We start from the raw sequence: 18,076 nt of genomic DNA, 5'->3' as shown, positions 1-18,076 counted from the left end.
TAATAGACCTGTCAATAAAAAACTTTTTGTTTTGATTTTTAAGTCTTAAAAAGAGAGCGATTATTTAAGTTTCTCTCCCTTAAAATACACATCGAAAGCATCCTCGGCATAGAATCCCCTCGTAACTTTGAATGATGAAGTTGAAGCTCCATTTATCTTGCGTCCTTCCCAGTAAGCATTGAAAGCATCCTTGGCATAGCCGTTTCCAAGACAGACGAAGGAAGAAGTTGATGCCCCAGAGATTTTCTTTCCCATCCAATATACATTGAATGCATCCTTGGCATATCCTTCTTTGAGAATTACAAAACTGCTGCCTGATGCTCCGGGTATCTTCTCTCCATTATAAAAAACATCGAAGGTTGATACATAATATCCCGGTCTTTCACAATTATGGTATCCTCCATCGGGACGACCATGCGACGGACGGTTATCGGAAGAAAATCTTCTGTCAACCTTGAACGAAGAAGGATCTACATACTCCAATATAGTTCCGTATCTGTAAACATGATTTCTGTCTTTACCATAACCGTAACCCAAATCACGGAAAGAATGTGAGTCGGCTCCATGAATTACCTTACCGTCATAATAGACCTGACCGTTTCTCTTGGAATAAGAATAATACTGTGCCAACATCAGTGAAGGCACTGACATCAATAGAATGATTGCAAATAGTTTAGAAAGTCTGTTTATCATAATATATCATAAAATATCTGTTTTCACAAAAATAACAAATTTACAGTACTATATCAAACTTGCGTCCATTTTTATTAAGACTGAGATATTTGGAAAAGTACTATTACTGTTTGCTAAATTATTTTTCAAGTATCGGAAAGACATTATTTATATCTATTTCCACCTCTCCAAAACTGATCATTGCATTAAAAAGGCGGATTTTCTCATACTTATGTAAACTGTTTGCCATAATAATGTCCTCCTCTATAATTCCTTCCGCCAGAAGTCTTGCCCTGCGTGTTCCTTTCAGCAATGGATATTTGGGAGTATACCATTTTCCTTCTTTATACAGTGCGATATTTGCTATTGAAGTATCTGTCAGCATACCGGAGCGGACAATTACTACATCGTCCGCATTGCCACTCAAGGCAAAGTTTCGGTCCAGCACCGAACGGTCAGCGTATTTGAATGAATACTCTGCCGTATCGTCGTTTACCAGTTGCAGCGATTTCACTTCACGAATACTGTACGGAAGATATTCTACTTTCTCCACCGCTGAAGTATATTCCACACGGCAACGGGTTCTTCCTTTACAACCTTCAGCGGTTATGAAGTCCTCCAAAGAAACAGGCATGGCAGAACTGCCATAATGCACACGGATTGTATTGTTCATCCTCTCATTATGGGCCGACAGATTATCTATCACTCCATCATTTATACATATTGTCTCAATAAAACGGCACATATACTTTCTGGATCATTTCTTCATATTCGCTTACCTTATTACTCTTAAAAGTTATACCTCCACCGCTTTTGAACACCAAAGAGCCGTCAGGTAGCTGTTCCACAAATCTTATAATAACCGCGCTGTCAAGATTTTTTCCATCGAAGAATCCGGTTACTCCGGTATAATATCCTCTGTCGTATGTCTCTGCCTCACGTATTATCTCGACTGTTTTCTTCTTAGGTGCTCCTGTCACTGACCCTGCAGGCAAGAGTCTGAAAAACATATCTCCCAGTTTATCGCAGAAATCCTCCGGCAGTCTCCCTCGTATTTCGGAGCTTACCTGAAGCAAAGTACCGTTGTTCGTCTGAACCTCATCTATATATCTGTATTTGGTGACAGTCACTTCGGATGCTATCTGGCTCAAATCATTTCTTATCAAATCCACGATTGTTGCATGCTCTGCCGATTCTTTCTCATCGTTCAATATCACGGAAGCCGCATAAGGATATGACGCATCTATTGTCCCTTTCATCGGGCAAGAATAGATCATACCGTCCGTAATCCTCACAAAAATTTCCGGTGAGAACATTACAAAACGACCTTTCATCATGAGCCTGTACTTTGCACGCGAATGAATAAATATATCCTTGAGTGTAAGATCTGTTTCAACCGGTGTTGCACAAGTAAGGTTTGTAAGGAATGAATTTCCTGCATACAGATTTTTATAGACAATGTCGAACGAACGGGAATATTCCTCTATTGTCTGCGGATGAGGCTCCCACATGAAATGTTCTTTCATAGTAAAAGGCATTTCACCATAATTTCCACTAGACGGGAAACTAAACAGTATTTCATCGTCAGGCAGATTGTCAGGTTCTTCGACAATGCAGTTTTCCTCATCAAAGTCTATCAGAAAGAAGAACGGGATTCCCCTTCTGCCATAATAGTTCATTCTCTTTATGGCATCCTGGCGCAACAGGAAGTTTAGTCTTGACATTTGTTTTTGCGTGTTTTAAAAGAAAGAATATAAAGTGTAATGCAAGTGGCAAGTACTCCCATAAACAGTTTCAACCACCACGTATCAAAGATAAAGACAATACAGTGTACTGCAGTAACCCACAAAGTAGTTACTGATATAACCTTGATTCGCAAAGGAATGGATTTGTCCTCGCGGAAACTCTTTATATAAGGTCCCAGCTGTGGATGCTCGGTCAGCCATTTATAAGCACGGGGCGAACAGCGGAAAAACAATGCGGCCGCCAGCAATAGAAAAGGTGTTGTGGGCAATACAGGAAGGAAAATTCCTATAATGCCCAGCAACACCGAAACAAAGCCTATGACACTGTATATGTATTTCATATTGCAAAAATAGTATGATTGGGACTGAAATACAAATACGAGCCTGATTTTAGTTTATCATAACACATTTTTTTCTCATCTTGCGGTCGCAATAACGTTTGCATTGCCCGCAGATGTCATACCCGAGCATGGCACCCAAAATGAAATCCTCTTCCGGCGTGAGCTGGTTAAGCGGACGGGTGACTATCATACGTATTGCATTGATACATTCGTCCTTGCCGAAGAACAAGTTGATGCGTTCATCGTCAACTGTCTGTATGACGAACTTTATACGCTGTTTCTTCAGGCGGTTTACGGCAAACTCAAGATTCTTCCTGTTCATGGTATAAAGAACCATCTGTCGTACTCCCTTCTTGAACTCATACACATGGTTTAGGAACACCTTCATGTCAGTAGGATTTACATTTTGCATCATCATAGGCGATAGGTTTTATGTATAAATATTTTTACAATAAAGTCTTGATATGGTCAGTCCATGCAGTCACTCTTTCATCGGTCTTTCCGCTCTCGTTCATCTCGTCAATGGCAAGACCTACAAACTGTCCGTCAACAACTGCTACTGACGCAGAATAAGTATAGTCAGAATCAGGAACTCCATTGATAAACTCACATCCGGTGCCTTTCAAATCTTCATAGATAATTCCCATACCATCGCAGAACGTATCCGGATACGATTCTGAATCTCCACAGCCGAACAGTCCGACAAGTTTGCCACTGAGGTCAAGCCCTTTCAACAGCTTCACACCGTCGTACCAGTCGTCCTGCAACTCGCCGTCGCCCCATGTTGATGTTCCCAGCAGAAGGACATCGTATGAATTTACCATATCCGCAGTCATCTTGCTTACATCATGTACATCAGCAGATGAGACTCCCAATTTACCTGCAATCATTCCTGCCACCGATTCTGTGGTTCCAGTAGTGGAACCATAAAAAATTCCAGTCTTTTTCATTTCCTTACATTTAATTGATTTGACATTGCAAAATAAGTGCAAACAAAGTGTTTCTGAAATACCTAAAAATAATGATTTTAATGTCAGCAGAAACAGGTTTCTTACCTAAACTTTGGTAGTTTTATAACTAATTCCATATCTTTGAAGAAAAATATATATGTTATGGACACTCATCACCACCACAATCATTATCACCATCATCATGAGATTTCTGCTTCAATGAGCAAGATTTTCATTTTCTGCATTGCGCTAAATCTCTTGTTCGTAGGGATTGAAACTGTTGTAGGATTACTATACAATTCTGTAGGACTGTTGTCGGATGCCGGACATAATCTTAGCGATGTTTTCAGCCTTGTACTTGTGCTTGTCGCATTCAGAATGAGCAAGGCTGCATCAACCCCACAGTTTACGTACGGGTATAAGAAAGCCACTATACTTATTTCTCTGATTAATGCCATTATACTGCTTGTTGCCGTAGGTGCCATCATAATAGAAAGTATATATAAACTGAAAAATCCGGAACCGATATCAGGTACAGCCATAAGCTGGACTGCCGGAGCAGGAATACTGATAAACGGACTAACCACATGGTTGCTGATGGGTGGAAGCAAGCAGGACATAAACGTAAAAGGCGCATACCTTCACATGCTTATGGATACACTTGTGTCAGTTGGTGTTGTAGTATCGGGAATCATAATAAGTTACACTGAATGGGTATGGATAGACCCGGTAATCGGTATCGTATTGGCAATAATAATCATGTTCTCCACCTACAATCTGCTCAAAGAGAGTCTGCTTATGACGCTTGATGCCGTTCCATCATCCGTTGACAAAGAGCACATCATAGAAGACTTACGCAATTATAACAAGATAGAAAGCTGGCATCACCTTCATATCTGGGCTATCAGCACCACTGATTTTGCCGCTACCATTCACATTGTTATAAAAGACCTTAATGACATGGAAAATGTCAAGACAGAAGTAAGAGAGATTTTCCATAAATCAGGAGTGCATCATTGTACAATCGAAACTGAAACAGAGGGAACAGAATGTCAGGCTTATTCATGTAAATAACCCAAAAAACTTTTGTGTTTATTAATACAATAAAAAACTTTTTATATATTCGCAAAATGACATATAAATACGAGTTTTACTAACAAACAGCCAAGAAATCAATACAAACTATGAAAAATACGATTGTATTAATTGCATTAATGAGTCTGTCGTGTTCGATTGCGGCACAAAAGAAGAACTTTTCATATCATTTCTACGGATTCGTACGTGGAGATCTGTTCTATAATACACGTGCCAATCAGGCACCGGTGGACGGAAATTTCTATCTTTACCCTCTGGACAACGATTTCGACAGCCGTGGAAACGACATTAATGCCACGCCAAATGGAAGCTTCTACACATTTACTACCCGTTTGGGAGTTGACATGAAGGGTCCGGATATAGGCAAAGCAAAATCAAGCGCAAAAGTGGAAGTCGATTTCGGAGGTTTCTCACTTAGTACCACAATGCTCAGAATACGCCAGGCTTATGTGGCTTTAGACTGGAAACATACCAATCTGCTTATAGGTCAGACATGGCACCCGTTGTTCGGGAGTGTTGTTCCCGACGTATTGAATCTTTCCACCGGAGCACCGTTCCAACCATTTAACCGAGAACCGCAAATCACTTTAAGATTCAATTCCGGAAAAATGAATTTCACGGCATCTGCTTTATGGCAACTTCAATACATGTCATCAGGTCCTGAAGGGGCAAGCGAAAACTATCTGAAAAACAGTTGTCTGCCGGAATTTTACCTGGGTGCAGATTACAGGAGCAAGGGATTTACTGCCGGAGCAGGTATTCATTTTATTTCTCTCAAACCACGAACGCATACTACAGTAGTTGATGAAACAGGGATACAACAACGTTTCAAAGTAAACGAACGTATGACAACATTCTCCTGCGAAGCACATTTGGAATATAAATCTATACAATGGCGGTTTGCTGCAAAGACAATATTAGCCTCATGTCTTGACCACACAGCTTTACTCGGAGGATATGGAATATCAAACATAGATCCGGTTACAGGCGAACAGGAATACACACCTATGCGCCATTCCACTTCATGGATGAACTTTACTTACGGTAAGAAATGGAAAGCTCATTTTTTCGCCGGATACACAAAGAAGTTAGGATGCGACAGTCCTCTAGTTTCGTCCGAACAATACGGAATGGGGCTGAACATTGACCAGATTTGCTCATTCAATCTAGCTTTCTCATACAATCTTCCACACTGGCAGATTGGATTGGAATACGTTCCTACAACAGCATGGTATGGAGATACCGACTTTTCAAACGGCCGTGTTATCAACACCCACAACGTTACAAATCACAGAATCCTTGGATTGATGATGTATTATTTCTAAATTATTCAAGAAACATGAAAGATGACAGCGCAGGAATTTTCAACAAATTATGCGCTGTCTTTTTTTATAAAACCATATACCCTTAAATGTTGTTAAAGATACTGGGGCTTAATAGTAGTAAAACATATATTTACCGTCATCTATGAAATATAGATCACACGATACGACACATTATGGCTATAAATACCGACACATTTAAGGAAAATTTTCGTATATACTACCGTCCGTTATGCCTTTTCGCATTGCATTATCTCCACGATATAGACAATGCGGAAGACACGGTGCAGGACTGTTTTGCCGAGCTTTGGGAGCGGAAAGACTCAGGAATGGAGATTTCTGATATAAAATCATATCTGTATTCTATGGTAAGGAACCGCTGTATAGATATCGCAAAGAAAGACTCACTGATAGACAGCAATGTACAGCCGTCCGACCTTGAAGGCATTATTTCCGAAGAGGAATGCGAGGAACGTTCGTACGACGAAGCCCGACTATGGACTGCTATAGACTCACTGCCGGAAAAATGCAGGGAAGTGTTCCTGCTTGCAAAACGCGACGGAATGAAGTATGAGGAAATAGCCGTCAGGATGAACATCTCCGTGAACACGGTAAAAAATCAGATGAACAAAGCTCTAAAAAACCTCAAAGAAGGTATCCGCAAAGTATATTTGTTCTTTTTCGGATAATTTTTTTTCATTTCGGCATAGTCGCTTTTTCAATACTTTGCGTCTTATCTAAAAACAAAGTACAATCATGAAAGATAAAGAAGAAAAAAACTTGCAGTTCGTCCTCAGATATTACAGACACGGGAAACTGGACACGGCCAAGGCTCTGAACAAAATAACAGGCATCAGACAGCGGAATAATCTGCAAAGATTATGGATATACTCATCCGGCATAGCTGCTGCAATATTGATATGTATAGTAAGCTATACACTGTTAAGCCGAAGTGACAGTAACATGATATCAGTCACTGCGGATGCAGGAATCACCAGACATTTCCTGCCGGACAGCACACTTGCCATACTCTCCAAAGGTTCTACATTGGAATACGACTCCGATAATTATGGAAAGAAGTCACGCGAAGTAAATATGTCAGGAAAAGTCTTTTTCTCTGTCCGCAGAAACGAGCAGTCACCATTCACGGCTACAGCAATGTATGCACAAGTCAAAGTCCTCGGAACTGAATTTGAAATTGACGAACGTATGCAGGACACTGTCACAAACGTGTATGTAAAATCCGGAAAGGTAATGTTCAAGGGCAAGAACAGTTCCAAAGGCATTATCCTCACAAAGGATATGAGCGGAACACTGAAGCACGAAGACGAAATGCCTGAAATAACAAGCACTGCCTTTCCTAACCCGTCAGCATGGGCTACAGGAAAGTTCGTTTACAAGAATACTCCTATAGATGCCGTAATGAAGGAACTATCACTTTATTACGGAAAAAGCCTTTATGCGTCCGAACATTTCAAGACCATTACAGCCGAGTTCAAAACGGACAGCTTGGACGAAATTATCTCACTGATAGAAAAGACACTAGACATCAAAATAACAAGAAAAGACTGAACATGAACAGAATAATATCAATAATCCTTCTGTTTTCTACAATATGCGTTTCATCAATAAATTCACAAGGCAGAGTCACTGTAGAAGACATGATGGGGCAGGTGAAGAGTATATACCCTGTAAGCTTTGTTTACGACTCGTCAATAAAGCTGAACATACCTTATTCAGGCAAGAAACCAAGTATGGTAAGCCTTGAAAACAGCCTTAAAACAATATTCAGCAACACCGGCATCAAATGGGAGATAGACGGTGACTATGTTATACTGAAAAGACTCTCATCATATACATTAAGCGGATATATCTATCAGGAGAATGGCGAGACAGTGATAAACGCCACAGTCTGGGACGTCACCTCCAATACAGGTACACTGACAAACGAGCATGGTTTCTACAGTCTTACGCTTAACGAAGGAAAACATAAAATCCGTTTCTCGCATATCAGCTGTGGCGAACAGACGGAAGATATTACGCTAAAAGGAAACAAATCGCAGAACATATACCTGAAGGCGGATTACCGCATAAATGAGGTGGTGGTTACTGCCGACCTAAACTCCCCTATCTACACTACACAGACCGGAAAAGTTTCGCTTACGGCAAAGGACTTCGTAAGCGGAAGTAACTTCATGAGCTCGCCTGATGTAGTAAAGAAGCTTCAAAGTCTGTCGGGAGTAGCCAGCGGCACGGAGCTCATCTCCGGACTTTATGTTCACGGCGGCGGGAACGACGAGAACCTTTTCCTGCTCGACGGTACACCACTATATCAAGTGAACCATGCCGGAGGACTGTTCTCTGCTTTCAATACAGATATTGTAAAGAACATCGACTTCTACAAGAGCGGCTTCCCAGCCCGTTACGGCGGACGACTGTCATCGGTAGTAGATGTCCGTACAAACGACGGAAACATGAAAGAATATCACGGAAGTTTCACGCTCGGACTTCTTGAAGGCAGAATACAGTTTGAAGGACCGATAGTAAAAGACCGCACCTCGTTCAATGTGGCTATGCGACGCACATGGATAGATTTACTCACAGCCCCCTCATTAGCCATAATGAATACAAGCAGACGCGACAAGATAAATACAAGATATGCCTTCCACGACATCAATGCGAAAGTTACTCACATATTTTCTGAAAAGAGTCGTGCGGATGTCAGCCTGTATTCCGGCAATGACCTTCTGAAAGTGAACAACAAGGCATATTCTTATTCTTCGGAACTTTCAAACATAGACAAGTTCAATCTGCAATGGGGAAACTTCACCGCATCGGTCAACTGGAAATATATCTTTTCTCACAAACTGTTTGCAAATTTTACCGGAGTATATACCCATAACCGCTCCAAATTCGACTATCTGAGTGAAGAACGTTTGGGATATATAGAGGGATTGGACGGTGCAATAATAAAAATCCAGAACAACCATTCCACCATAAACGATTTCGGCTACAGAATGGAGTTCGACTATCGTCCAAACACATGGAATCACATCCGTTTCGGTTCAAACTATATGCGCCACATCTTCATGCCGCAGAATTTCTACTCAAAGTATGACAATGCGGCGAACAACGAACTGACAGACAAAATAAAAAGTCAGTACAAGAGTAATGAATTTACCCTCTATGCCGAAGATGACATCTCGCTTGGCAGCCGTCTGAAACTGAACGGTGGAATACACTACACCATGTTCGGTATTGCAGGTACGAAATATCACTCTGTAGAGCCACGCGCAGCAATGAACATCAAGATATGCAACAATGCAAGTTTCAAGGTATCATATACGGAGATGAGCCAGTTCATGCATCAGCTATCGGCTACCTACCTGAACCTGCCGACAGACTATTGGGTGCCTTCTACTGAAAAAATCACCCCTATGAGGTCGCGACAATACTCAGCAGGGATATACAGCAGACTTCCGTATAACATCAGATTAAGCATAGAAGGATTCTATAAGACCATGAACAATCTGATAGAATACAATGGCGATAACCAACTCAACCCGTCTGCCGACGACTGGGAGGAAAATGTACGGACAGGAAAAGGAAAGGCATACGGCGCGGAAGCAGACATCAGCTACAGTAACGGAAAAACATCCGTCGATGCATCCTACACTCTTTCGTGGAGCAAGAGATTCTTCCCGGACTTCCATCAGTCATGGTACCCGGACAAGTTCGACAACCGTCATAAATTCTCTATCAACCTGAGCCACAAGTTCAGCGACAGGATTGACGCATACGCATCATGGAACTTCCATAGCGGAAACCGTATGACAATCCCTACGCAAAAAATAGAAGCTCCGGCTATACCGGGAACAGAGAATACGAACGAAAGCATTATGGTTTATGAAACCCCGAACAATGTATCCCTGCCGGCCTATCACAGACTTGACTTGGGTATAAACTTCCGCAAAACCACTAAAAGAGGCTTTGAGAGAATATGGAATGTCAGTCTTTACAATGCCTATTGCAGGATGAATCCATTGTATGCCACAGTAAAACAGAACAAGGACGGTACATTCACCGGAAAAGGACAGGGTGTATTCCCTATTATTCCATCATTCAGCTACACACTTAAATTTTAAACTGATATGAGACATAAATTTATATATATTGCATCACTACTGATTACATTATCATCTTGTACATACGAATTCAGTATAGATGATATAGAGGCTAAAAGAAAGCCTGTAGTATTCTGTATGCCAAACACCCTCAGCGACACTACACTGATACAGGTATCGCAAAGCACAACTGTAAACAATAAAGGTACAAACACTTCTGACAAACCGGACATAACATTTAAGTTGAACGGAGTGGAAAAGGAGATAAAATATACTGACAAAGCGACTGACTTGCTACCTGCTAATTCATACTATGTTCTTGGCAAACTGAAGGAAGGCGACAAGATAGACTTGGAGGCATCATATCCGGATATGCCTACGGCAAAATCAAGTACTGTAATACCACAAGCCTTCCCATTGGACAAGTGGGAAATGGTTTTAGAAAACGGTTCATACGGCAGAGAAATACAGTTCCGCATATCATTTACTGATAATGCAGAGACAAAGGACTATTACGGAATGAGAATAGTAAGGAATACAGTAACACATTACTATGGTGAAGTTGATGATGAAGAGAAAATCGAAGGAATAGACCTGAAACTTGATGAAGAACCCCTGCTATTTAATAAAGTAGGCTTTGACGAGATTTTTGACATTTCAAAAACTTATTACCGTGACATATATCTGTGGGACGACACCATGCTTAATGGGAAAAGCTATACATTACAACCCAGTACATATTATTACGAAGGCTATAATGATGATGAAATGATAGAAACCATCAAGTTCAAAATCTGTCTTTACCGATTCTCGGAAGAAATGTACCAGTATCTGAAATCAGTAAACGATATTAACAACAATGAATTAGGAGAATACGGCCTTGCTCCTATTCGCAGCCACTACACAAACATAGAAAACGGTATCGGTCTTTTGGGCGGATGCAATATTTACGAAACCGACTGGATTGATAACCCAAAAGACAAAAGGAACTAAGAATAATCAATTATTTAAACATAGACTTATGAAAAAGAAATTTTTACTCACTATCGCAATGTCTGCAATAGTATTTGCGACATCACAAGCACAGGAATTCAGATACGGACTTTCCGGAGGTTACAACCTTAACTCTATGATAGCAAACGAATCAAAATCAGGTTTCCATGCCGGACTGAAAGGTGAATATGCTTTCAGGGATGCACAGAAAGGATTGTACACCGATTTCGGACTGATGATTTCATCATACGGTTGGAAATCCACACCTGCATACGAGAACGGAACCGGAAAAGAATTAGAATGGGACACAACACCTTACTACCTGAACATACCAATCCACTTAGGTTATAAATTCAAGGTCAATGACAATCTAAGCATTTTCGTAAACGCAGGTCCGTACTTCAACATCGGAATGTTTGGCAAGATGAATTATACGACTACATATCCAGACGGCAAAACGGAAACAGGAATATCATCAAACAATATGTTCAAAGACGGACTCTCACCACGCTTCGACTGGGGAATAGGTTTCCGTGCCGGAGTGGAAATTGCGCGTCACACACAGATAGCAATAGGATATGACTGGGGTATGAAAAATGCTTATATGAACAAACCTGAGACCAAGAACAGGACGTTTGTAGTATCACTGACGTATTATTTTTAATTTTTAGTTCTTAGTTGTTAGTTCCCATCAGAATGCCTCTAATAACTAAAAACTAACAACTCTTATCTATTAATTTTTAATTATTAATTAATTCACATGAAGCTTTTTATATTCCTCGCAGTAATCTGTCTTTCCGCATGTCTTAGTTCGTGCGGAACTACTACCTATAATCCGTACAACAAATCGGTGACTTCATCATTTCAGTTTTAATCACTGTTTAAAAAGCATTTAAACAGTGTTTAAAAGGCTTTTAAAAAGGTTTGCAAAGACTCATCTTTTGGAATATCAGAAAAAAACATTACTTTTGTGATACTATGTTATATAGTTAAGCAAACTGCCATTATGAACAATCTATATCCGGTAGGCATACAAAGTTTCAGAGAAATCAGAGAAGGGAAATATCTGTATATAGACAAGACAGAACTCATATACAGAATGGTGAAGACAGGTAAATACTATTTTCTGAGCCGTCCGCGACGTTTCGGAAAAAGTCTTCTTGTATCGACCATTGAGGCATATTTTCTTGGGAAGAAAGACCTTTTCAAGGGGCTTGCCATGGAAAAGTTGGAAACTGAATGGAAAGAATACCCGGTTCTACATCTTGACCTGAATTCAAAAAAATACGAAGACAAACTTTCACCTACTGCAATACTGAACCAACATCTTGAAAAATGGGAACAGATGTATGGCGATGAAAAAAAAGATCGCTCTCCGGAAGAAAGATTTTCTTACCTTATAGAGAAGATAAGTATAACAACCGGCCGTAATGTAGTAGTTCTTATCGACGAATACGACAAGCCTATGCTCCAGGCTATAGGCAATGACGAACTCATGGACGAGTACCGCAACACACTGAAAGCTTTTTATGGAGTTCTTAAAAGCAGCGACCAGTATCTGCGTTTTGCACTGCTTACCGGAGTTACAAAGTTCAGTAAGGTAAGTGTATTCAGCGATCTTAACAACTTAGAGGACATTTCAATCCTTAGAGATTACAACAATCTCTGCGGAATAACGGAAGAAGAATTGTTGCGCTATTTCCCCGATGAAATAAAAGACCTCGGAGAAAGAAACGATATGACATACGAAGAGACATGCCAGAAGCTAAAACTATGGTACGACGGTTACCATTTCAGTAGCAGCCCGGAAGGTATATACAATCCTTTCAGCATACTCAACGTAATGAAAAGCCGTGAGTTCGGAAGTTTCTGGTTCGAGACTGGTACTCCTACATTCTTGGTGGAACTGCTCAAAAGGAGTAGTTATAACCTCTACGGTCTGACAGAAGAAGTGGCCTTTGCCGACACACTCGGAGGGATAGACTCTATGTACACAAATCCTGTACCTATCCTCTATCAAAGCGGTTATCTCACTATAAAAGGGTACGATAAAGAATTCAGGACATACAACCTCGGTTTTCCAAACCGTGAAGTGGAAGACGGATTCACAAGATTCCTATTGCCATATTATGCTTCAATTGAACCCGGAAAGTCATCATTCCAGATAATATCATTTGTTCAGGATGTTAGAAAAGGCGACATCGACAGTTTCATGACCCGCCTGCAAAGTTTCTTTGCAGATATACCTTACGAGCTGACACGCCAGTTGGAACTGCATTATCAGAATGTACTCTTCATAGTATTCCGATTGCTCGGATTCTACACAGAAGTGGAATACCATACATCATCCGGACGCATAGATATGGTTGTAAAAACAAACGACTATATCTATATCATGGAGTTCAAGCTGGAAGGCACAGCCGAAGAAGCTATAAAACAGATCAACGACAAACAATATGCACTGCCGTTTGCCTCGGACGGAAGAAAACTCATAAAGGTAGGAGTCAATTTCAATAACAATATTAAAAGTATAGAGAAATGGATTATTGAGTAAAAAATTTTATTTTATTATCAGCACGTAAGCAACATAAAATAGCAACAGTGCCACACCAACGATCACAGCAAACTTCAGTTTCAGACGAAACAACTTGTCGTTATCAGCCCTCTCCTTTTCCACTGTATTTTTCCTTATATGGTCTATACTGTCGGCCGACATATCCGGAAGTTCACGCCCCTTCCCCACCTCTATGAGGCGGTTACGCGTATCATTCATCCGCTCGCGGTTTCTGTTTCTCAGCTCACGGTTCTCCTTGTCACGACGCATCATGTCGTTTATGCATCCTAAAGTTCCCATACTATAATATTTTGTTCCCCTAAGGTAATAAAACTTGAGAACAAATACAAGCAAACAACTATACAGTCGGTTTTGATTTAACAAACTTATTGCCAAGCCATTTCCTTACAGGTTCATCATAAAATTTCAGACATGCGTATGCCAATGCTATGCTGCCGAAATAAACCATTGCCGAAACCATCCATGTTTCCTCCAGTGTATAGAGTTTGTTCTCTATAAGCCAAGAGTAGAACACATACATCACAGGATAGTGAACTGCATACAGTGGATATGATATATCGCCAAGAAATTTGCATACATTTGCCGGATGTTTGTATGTAGTCCCTCCCGATGCACCTATGCATACAAGGATAGGAAATACAATGGCAATACATATCATCTCGAACACCCCGTTAAGGCATACAGGTGATTTTCCTTCAATATACGGAACACAAAAGACCGTAGTCAACACTACACTGCAAATCCAGAAAGCTCCCCTAACCTTGAAAGGACGGAAGTTTCTTGAAATAAGCATACCGAGAGTGAAAGGGAAAAGCATCCTAAGCATACCTCCCCAGAAGTTCATACCATCTAGAGTCCATCCCACACCTATCATCCCGTAGCCCACTACATCGAACAATGCGAACCATGAAAGTGCTAATCCAAGAAGTACTACCAACACTGTCAAAGCCTTATTCCCAAGACGATGAATGAAAAGAGCATAAAGAATATTGCCTATGTATTCGAAAAAGAGCGACCAGCTTGGTCCGTTAAGTGAAAACATTTCCCCATTACCACGAATGTCGTATCCCGCTCCCGGACATGCAGGAATAAAGAACATAGTCAGCAACAGTGCCAGCATAGCCATAGATGTAGCTACATGAGTTCCGTCCCATTTCACACCTCCCTGAACGAAGAAAGCAATTATACCAATTACAGCTCCCATTATTATCATAGGATGAAGTCGGATAAGCCTTCGCTTGAAAAAGTCCTTAAGCGTCATATTCCTTTTCCATCTGTCATCATACGCATATCCGATAACAAATCCGGAAAGGATGAAGAAGAAATCCACAGCCAGATAACCATGGTTAATTGTAGTAATGAGTGTTCCTCCTCCGGCAAAAGAGAATCCCTCGAAAATATGATAAAACACTACAAGCAGAGCTGCTACTCCCCTCAGTCCGTCAAGAAGTTCATAATGAGGCTTCGTATCTGTGAAAGCCGATGATGATATTACTTTATTCATATTAGTATAAATTAGGTTTTTTATTTTAATAGTACTATCCTATCCATTTTTTTAGACCTGGTATTAAATATAATACACTTATAATCAAGTATGAAGTCAAAAAACATGATATAGTAATCAATGGTATTTTAATATAAACAGGAAACGCAGATGTATTCATCACAGGCTGTAGCAGTAAAATAATCATAAGATGAATAAAATATACAGCGTAACTTTTTGATGAAATATCAGCAATAAATTTTGGAATAGCCCCCTTTTCTTTCCAATTGATATTCTTGACTAAAGAGAAAACACCTAAAGCCATAACAGATATGTTTATTGCACAAAAACGCCATCCAAGCTCAAGTTCGCTAACATTGGTTGCAACCCCAAGTCTGTACTGATAAAAAAATGCGGTAAATAAATAACCGATAATTATAAGTAATATTGATTTTTGTAATGATAATGCTCCGTAACGCCGTATATAAAAGCCTAAGACATAATATCCGGCAAATCCTGTAAAATAATATAGCATTGGAGAGGGATTCCAGAAACATTCACCCAATACCGCAGGAAAAAACAGATGAATATACGGAAGGCAGTTAGTCAATCCCCATAAACACAAATATCCCTGTATCTGTTTCTTGGAGCTTTGTTCAAGCCATGGCGAGATTATCGGAGTAAGCATATACAGCCCAAGAATCATATAAATGAACCATAAATGCCCTACCTCGGTACCGAAATTGACAGGTATATGTAAAATATTGACAAAGAAATCCTGCCATGAGTCTCCATTTTTAAATACATAGTACAATGCATAAACTATACACCATACAATAAACGGATATATCACACGCATAATCCTTCTCTTGAAAAACTGAACGATATCAGTATTCATAGGTAAAAGGAAATATCCTGATATCATAACGAAAAGCGGAACTTCAATAGGTGTAAGGCTGTTTATCCAACCTATTATAGATGTATCAGAATTGTTTGAAATATTAAAATCCGGTAGAATGTAATAACATTCCGTCACGTGCTGCCAAACTACAAGAAAACATGCAAGAGTTCTTAACACATCCAAATCATACTGATAATGAGCTGTTCTTTGTGCTATCATAATTAGTAATTTAATATCATTGCACAAAGATATACTCTATCATTCAATAAAAATTTGTCCTAAATCAAATTATGGCCTTTCGTTCCTCAATCTGCTGAGTGTAGAAAGAGTTATCCCAAGATACGATGCTATATATGTCAGATTAACCCTTTTACAGACTTCAGGAAATTGCTTACGGAACTCTTCATAACGTTCTTTGGCCGGAAGAGCCAGTCGCTCCTTATGGCTTTGGTGCAATCTTCTGTACTCATTCTGATGTATTATCCTTCCCCAATTGCATAACTCAATGTTTGTCTCCATAAGTTTTTTAAGGTCACTTATATTTATTCTGTAAGCTTCCACATCCTCCAGCGTCTCAACATATTCCTCGCTTTTCCTGTTATAATAAAGTTCGTCCATACTGAAAACCATACATCCTTCCGCACCAAAAGATGTTGTATATTCTTCCCCATCGACAATCCAATATGCCCTCAGCATACCTTTCTCTATGAAATAGGCATATTTGCAATATACACCCTCCTTAATGAGCTGATACTTTTTCGGGAAGCAACAAGGAGTCAGATATGATATCAATTCCTGAATTGTCAAATCTGTCACTGGATAATGCTTTCTGATGGTTTCTATAATATTTTTCATTATATTTATACACAAGAATTAAATTCAAATAAACATCAAGTGGTAAAGTTACATAGATTTATTTTACGACAAAAGATTTCACACAATGATTTTGTTTTGCAACACATAAATCATCATTTTCCCCTCCACACGCCCACATTTATCTGCACAATAAATTGTAAATCTGCTGATTAAAATTTATATTTGTACTTACATAATTTATATATACAGATTATTTATATATAAATACAACTTATATTTATAAAAACACAAATTATGTTTATATAGATATAACTTATATTTATAGAAAATGCCAAAGAATTTATAATTTAGAGAACTGAAATAATTAATTTAACAACCACTTAATACCTTTAAGATTATGGCAAAATATTTCATGCAGGAAATGCCCGACATGAGGAAAGAAGGCGAAACAATACTTTATCCGAGAATGGAAATTACAGGTACTTGCGAAACTGACGAACTGGTGGAAGCAAGCATCAAAGGTTCTACATTCAATCGTGGTGAGGTCCGCGGAGCTTTGGATCTTATAGCCGGAGCGATGGCACGTTTCATGGCGGAAGGACGTTCTGTACGAATAGAGGGAATCGGTCTTTTCACTCCCACAGTCAAGCTGAAAAAAGGCAAGGAAAGAGAAAATATAGAAGGAAACTCTCCGCGCCGTAACGCTGCCAGCATAGAGATTGGAGGAATAAACTTCCGTGCCGAGAGGACACTTATCAACGAAACAAATACTCTTTGCAACCTTGAACGAGGTTCGGGAGTGAAAAAATGCAGAATACCTAAGACTACCGCTGAAGAGAGGCTGGAGATGGCAAAAAGATATCTCGAAGAGAATCCTTTCCTTACGGTGAGTGAATATTCAAAGATGACAGAGCTTAACCGTACTACAGCCGCAAAAGAACTAAAATCATGGGCAGCTGATACAGAGTCTGGAATTGCAATAAAGGGGTTGGGAACGCATAAGGTTTATGTGAGGGAATAATATTAACCTATAGTCATATCAAGTACGAAGAATGAATC

The 18,076-nt window shown here is 39.8% G+C and carries 19 protein-coding genes; 9 read left to right on the top strand and 10 right to left on the bottom strand.

What is annotated here, in order from left to right; translation table 11 throughout:
- Nucleotides 1-60 precede the first annotated feature (60 nt).
- The 6 genes from I6E24_RS11175 to fldA all read right to left on the bottom strand — a co-directional run bounded on the left by I6E24_RS11175 (nt 61) and on the right by fldA (nt 3,708).
- Nucleotides 61-693: a DKNYY domain-containing protein gene (locus tag I6E24_RS11175; protein ID WP_235328621.1), complete on the bottom strand. Its 633-nt coding sequence runs from the start codon at nt 691-693 to the stop codon at nt 61-63.
- A gap of 118 nt (nt 694-811) precedes the next feature.
- A complete protein-coding gene (locus I6E24_RS11170; RefSeq protein ID WP_235328620.1) occupies nt 812-1,417 on the bottom strand; it encodes an aminotransferase class IV family protein in 606 nt (201 codons plus the stop codon).
- The gene (locus I6E24_RS11165) at nt 1,401-2,396 is read right to left on the bottom strand and encodes an aminodeoxychorismate synthase component I (protein ID WP_235328619.1); all 996 of its coding nucleotides are present in this window, start codon (nt 2,394-2,396) and stop codon (nt 1,401-1,403) included. The genes I6E24_RS11170 and I6E24_RS11165 overlap by 17 nt, the downstream gene beginning before the upstream one ends.
- Nucleotides 2,384-2,758, bottom strand: coding sequence for a YbaN family protein (locus I6E24_RS11160; RefSeq protein WP_235328618.1), 375 nt, complete (start codon nt 2,756-2,758; stop codon nt 2,384-2,386). The genes I6E24_RS11165 and I6E24_RS11160 overlap by 13 nt, the downstream gene beginning before the upstream one ends.
- A 49-nt stretch (nt 2,759-2,807) precedes the next feature.
- Nucleotides 2,808-3,176, bottom strand: coding sequence for a DUF2023 family protein (locus tag I6E24_RS11155; protein ID WP_235328617.1), 369 nt, complete (start codon nt 3,174-3,176; stop codon nt 2,808-2,810).
- A gap of 28 nt (nt 3,177-3,204) precedes the next feature.
- Nucleotides 3,205-3,708, bottom strand: a complete 504-nt coding sequence (fldA, locus tag I6E24_RS11150; protein WP_235328616.1) for a flavodoxin FldA — start codon at nt 3,706-3,708, stop codon at nt 3,205-3,207.
- Between the two features lie 162 nt (nt 3,709-3,870).
- Between fldA and I6E24_RS11145 the strand changes: the two genes are divergently transcribed.
- The 8 genes from I6E24_RS11145 (at nt 3,871) to I6E24_RS11110 (ending at nt 13,796) form a co-directional block, all read left to right on the top strand.
- A complete protein-coding gene (locus I6E24_RS11145; protein WP_235328615.1) occupies nt 3,871-4,782 on the top strand; it encodes a cation diffusion facilitator family transporter in 912 nt (303 codons plus the stop codon).
- Between the two features lie 110 nt (nt 4,783-4,892).
- Nucleotides 4,893-6,128, top strand: coding sequence for a hypothetical protein (locus I6E24_RS11140; RefSeq protein WP_235328614.1), 1,236 nt, complete (start codon nt 4,893-4,895; stop codon nt 6,126-6,128).
- Between the two features lie 173 nt (nt 6,129-6,301).
- The gene (locus I6E24_RS11135) at nt 6,302-6,814 is read left to right on the top strand and encodes an RNA polymerase sigma-70 factor (protein WP_235328613.1); all 513 of its coding nucleotides are present in this window, start codon (nt 6,302-6,304) and stop codon (nt 6,812-6,814) included.
- A 67-nt stretch (nt 6,815-6,881) separates the two neighbouring features.
- Nucleotides 6,882-7,697 carry a FecR family protein gene (locus I6E24_RS11130; protein ID WP_235328612.1) on the top strand — a complete coding sequence of 272 codons (816 nt, stop codon included), beginning with the start codon at nt 6,882-6,884 and terminating at the stop codon, nt 7,695-7,697.
- A 2-nt stretch (nt 7,698-7,699) separates the two neighbouring features.
- Nucleotides 7,700-10,270, top strand: a complete 2,571-nt coding sequence (locus I6E24_RS11125) for a carboxypeptidase-like regulatory domain-containing protein (protein ID WP_235328611.1) — start codon at nt 7,700-7,702, stop codon at nt 10,268-10,270.
- Nucleotides 10,271-10,276: 6 nt separating this feature from the next.
- Nucleotides 10,277-11,242, top strand: a complete 966-nt coding sequence (locus I6E24_RS11120) for a DUF4249 domain-containing protein (protein ID WP_204402338.1) — start codon at nt 10,277-10,279, stop codon at nt 11,240-11,242.
- Nucleotides 11,243-11,270: 28 nt separating this feature from the next.
- Nucleotides 11,271-11,906, top strand: a complete 636-nt coding sequence (locus tag I6E24_RS11115; RefSeq protein WP_204402339.1) for a porin family protein — start codon at nt 11,271-11,273, stop codon at nt 11,904-11,906.
- Between the two features lie 342 nt (nt 11,907-12,248).
- Nucleotides 12,249-13,796 (top strand): ATP-binding protein, encoded by a 1,548-nt coding sequence (locus tag I6E24_RS11110; protein WP_204402341.1) that lies wholly within the window; start codon nt 12,249-12,251, stop codon nt 13,794-13,796.
- A 6-nt stretch (nt 13,797-13,802) separates the two neighbouring features.
- Here the strand turns inward: I6E24_RS11110 and I6E24_RS11105 are convergent, their stop codons facing one another.
- The 4 genes from I6E24_RS11105 to I6E24_RS11090 are packed head-to-tail and all read right to left on the bottom strand — an operon-like array spanning nt 13,803 to nt 17,056.
- Nucleotides 13,803-14,096 (bottom strand): hypothetical protein, encoded by a 294-nt coding sequence (locus tag I6E24_RS11105; protein ID WP_204402343.1) that lies wholly within the window; start codon nt 14,094-14,096, stop codon nt 13,803-13,805.
- A 58-nt stretch (nt 14,097-14,154) separates the two neighbouring features.
- Nucleotides 14,155-15,321: an acyltransferase family protein gene (locus I6E24_RS11100; RefSeq protein WP_235328610.1), complete on the bottom strand. Its 1,167-nt coding sequence runs from the start codon at nt 15,319-15,321 to the stop codon at nt 14,155-14,157.
- A gap of 34 nt (nt 15,322-15,355) precedes the next feature.
- Nucleotides 15,356-16,447, bottom strand: a complete 1,092-nt coding sequence (locus I6E24_RS11095; RefSeq protein WP_235328609.1) for an acyltransferase — start codon at nt 16,445-16,447, stop codon at nt 15,356-15,358.
- 42 nt (nt 16,448-16,489) lie between these two features.
- Nucleotides 16,490-17,056, bottom strand: a complete 567-nt coding sequence (locus tag I6E24_RS11090; protein ID WP_235328608.1) for a Crp/Fnr family transcriptional regulator — start codon at nt 17,054-17,056, stop codon at nt 16,490-16,492.
- A 358-nt stretch (nt 17,057-17,414) separates the two neighbouring features.
- Between I6E24_RS11090 and I6E24_RS11085 the strand changes: the two genes are divergently transcribed.
- A complete protein-coding gene (locus tag I6E24_RS11085; protein ID WP_235328607.1) occupies nt 17,415-18,038 on the top strand; it encodes an HU family DNA-binding protein in 624 nt (207 codons plus the stop codon).
- Nucleotides 18,039-18,076 lie beyond the last annotated feature (38 nt).

This window comes from Bacteroides caecigallinarum (assembly GCF_021530995.1).
Classification (GTDB): Bacteria; Bacteroidota; Bacteroidia; order Bacteroidales; family Bacteroidaceae; genus Phocaeicola; species Phocaeicola faecigallinarum.
The sequence above is the reverse complement of the archived record's forward strand: the minus strand, read 5'-3'. Positions and strand labels throughout refer to the sequence as shown.

Excerpts from the sequence above, each read along its gene's own strand:
- I6E24_RS11165 (WP_235328619.1), bottom strand. The coding sequence starts at position 2,396 with ATGTCAAGACTAAACTTCCTGTTGCGCCAGGATGCCATAAAGAGAATG.
- I6E24_RS11135 (WP_235328613.1), top strand. The coding sequence starts at position 6,302 with ATGGCTATAAATACCGACACATTTAAGGAAAATTTTCGTATATACTAC.
- I6E24_RS11140 (WP_235328614.1), top strand. The coding sequence starts at position 4,893 with ATGAAAAATACGATTGTATTAATTGCATTAATGAGTCTGTCGTGTTCG.
- I6E24_RS11110 (WP_204402341.1), top strand. The coding sequence starts at position 12,249 with ATGAACAATCTATATCCGGTAGGCATACAAAGTTTCAGAGAAATCAGA.
- I6E24_RS11130 (WP_235328612.1), top strand. The coding sequence starts at position 6,882 with ATGAAAGATAAAGAAGAAAAAAACTTGCAGTTCGTCCTCAGATATTAC.
- fldA (WP_235328616.1), bottom strand. The coding sequence starts at position 3,708 with ATGAAAAAGACTGGAATTTTTTATGGTTCCACTACTGGAACCACAGAA.
- I6E24_RS11145 (WP_235328615.1), top strand. The coding sequence starts at position 3,871 with ATGGACACTCATCACCACCACAATCATTATCACCATCATCATGAGATT.
- I6E24_RS11105 (WP_204402343.1), bottom strand. The coding sequence starts at position 14,096 with ATGGGAACTTTAGGATGCATAAACGACATGATGCGTCGTGACAAGGAG.
- I6E24_RS11155 (WP_235328617.1), bottom strand. The coding sequence starts at position 3,176 with ATGATGATGCAAAATGTAAATCCTACTGACATGAAGGTGTTCCTAAAC.
- I6E24_RS11125 (WP_235328611.1), top strand. The coding sequence starts at position 7,700 with ATGAACAGAATAATATCAATAATCCTTCTGTTTTCTACAATATGCGTT.
- I6E24_RS11090 (WP_235328608.1), bottom strand. The coding sequence starts at position 17,056 with ATGAAAAATATTATAGAAACCATCAGAAAGCATTATCCAGTGACAGAT.
- I6E24_RS11085 (WP_235328607.1), top strand. The coding sequence starts at position 17,415 with ATGGCAAAATATTTCATGCAGGAAATGCCCGACATGAGGAAAGAAGGC.
- I6E24_RS11170 (WP_235328620.1), bottom strand. The coding sequence starts at position 1,417 with ATGTGCCGTTTTATTGAGACAATATGTATAAATGATGGAGTGATAGAT.
- I6E24_RS11160 (WP_235328618.1), bottom strand. The coding sequence starts at position 2,758 with ATGAAATACATATACAGTGTCATAGGCTTTGTTTCGGTGTTGCTGGGC.
- I6E24_RS11115 (WP_204402339.1), top strand. The coding sequence starts at position 11,271 with ATGAAAAAGAAATTTTTACTCACTATCGCAATGTCTGCAATAGTATTT.
- I6E24_RS11100 (WP_235328610.1), bottom strand. The coding sequence starts at position 15,321 with ATGAATAAAGTAATATCATCATCGGCTTTCACAGATACGAAGCCTCAT.
- I6E24_RS11175 (WP_235328621.1), bottom strand. The coding sequence starts at position 693 with ATGATAAACAGACTTTCTAAACTATTTGCAATCATTCTATTGATGTCA.
- I6E24_RS11120 (WP_204402338.1), top strand. The coding sequence starts at position 10,277 with ATGAGACATAAATTTATATATATTGCATCACTACTGATTACATTATCA.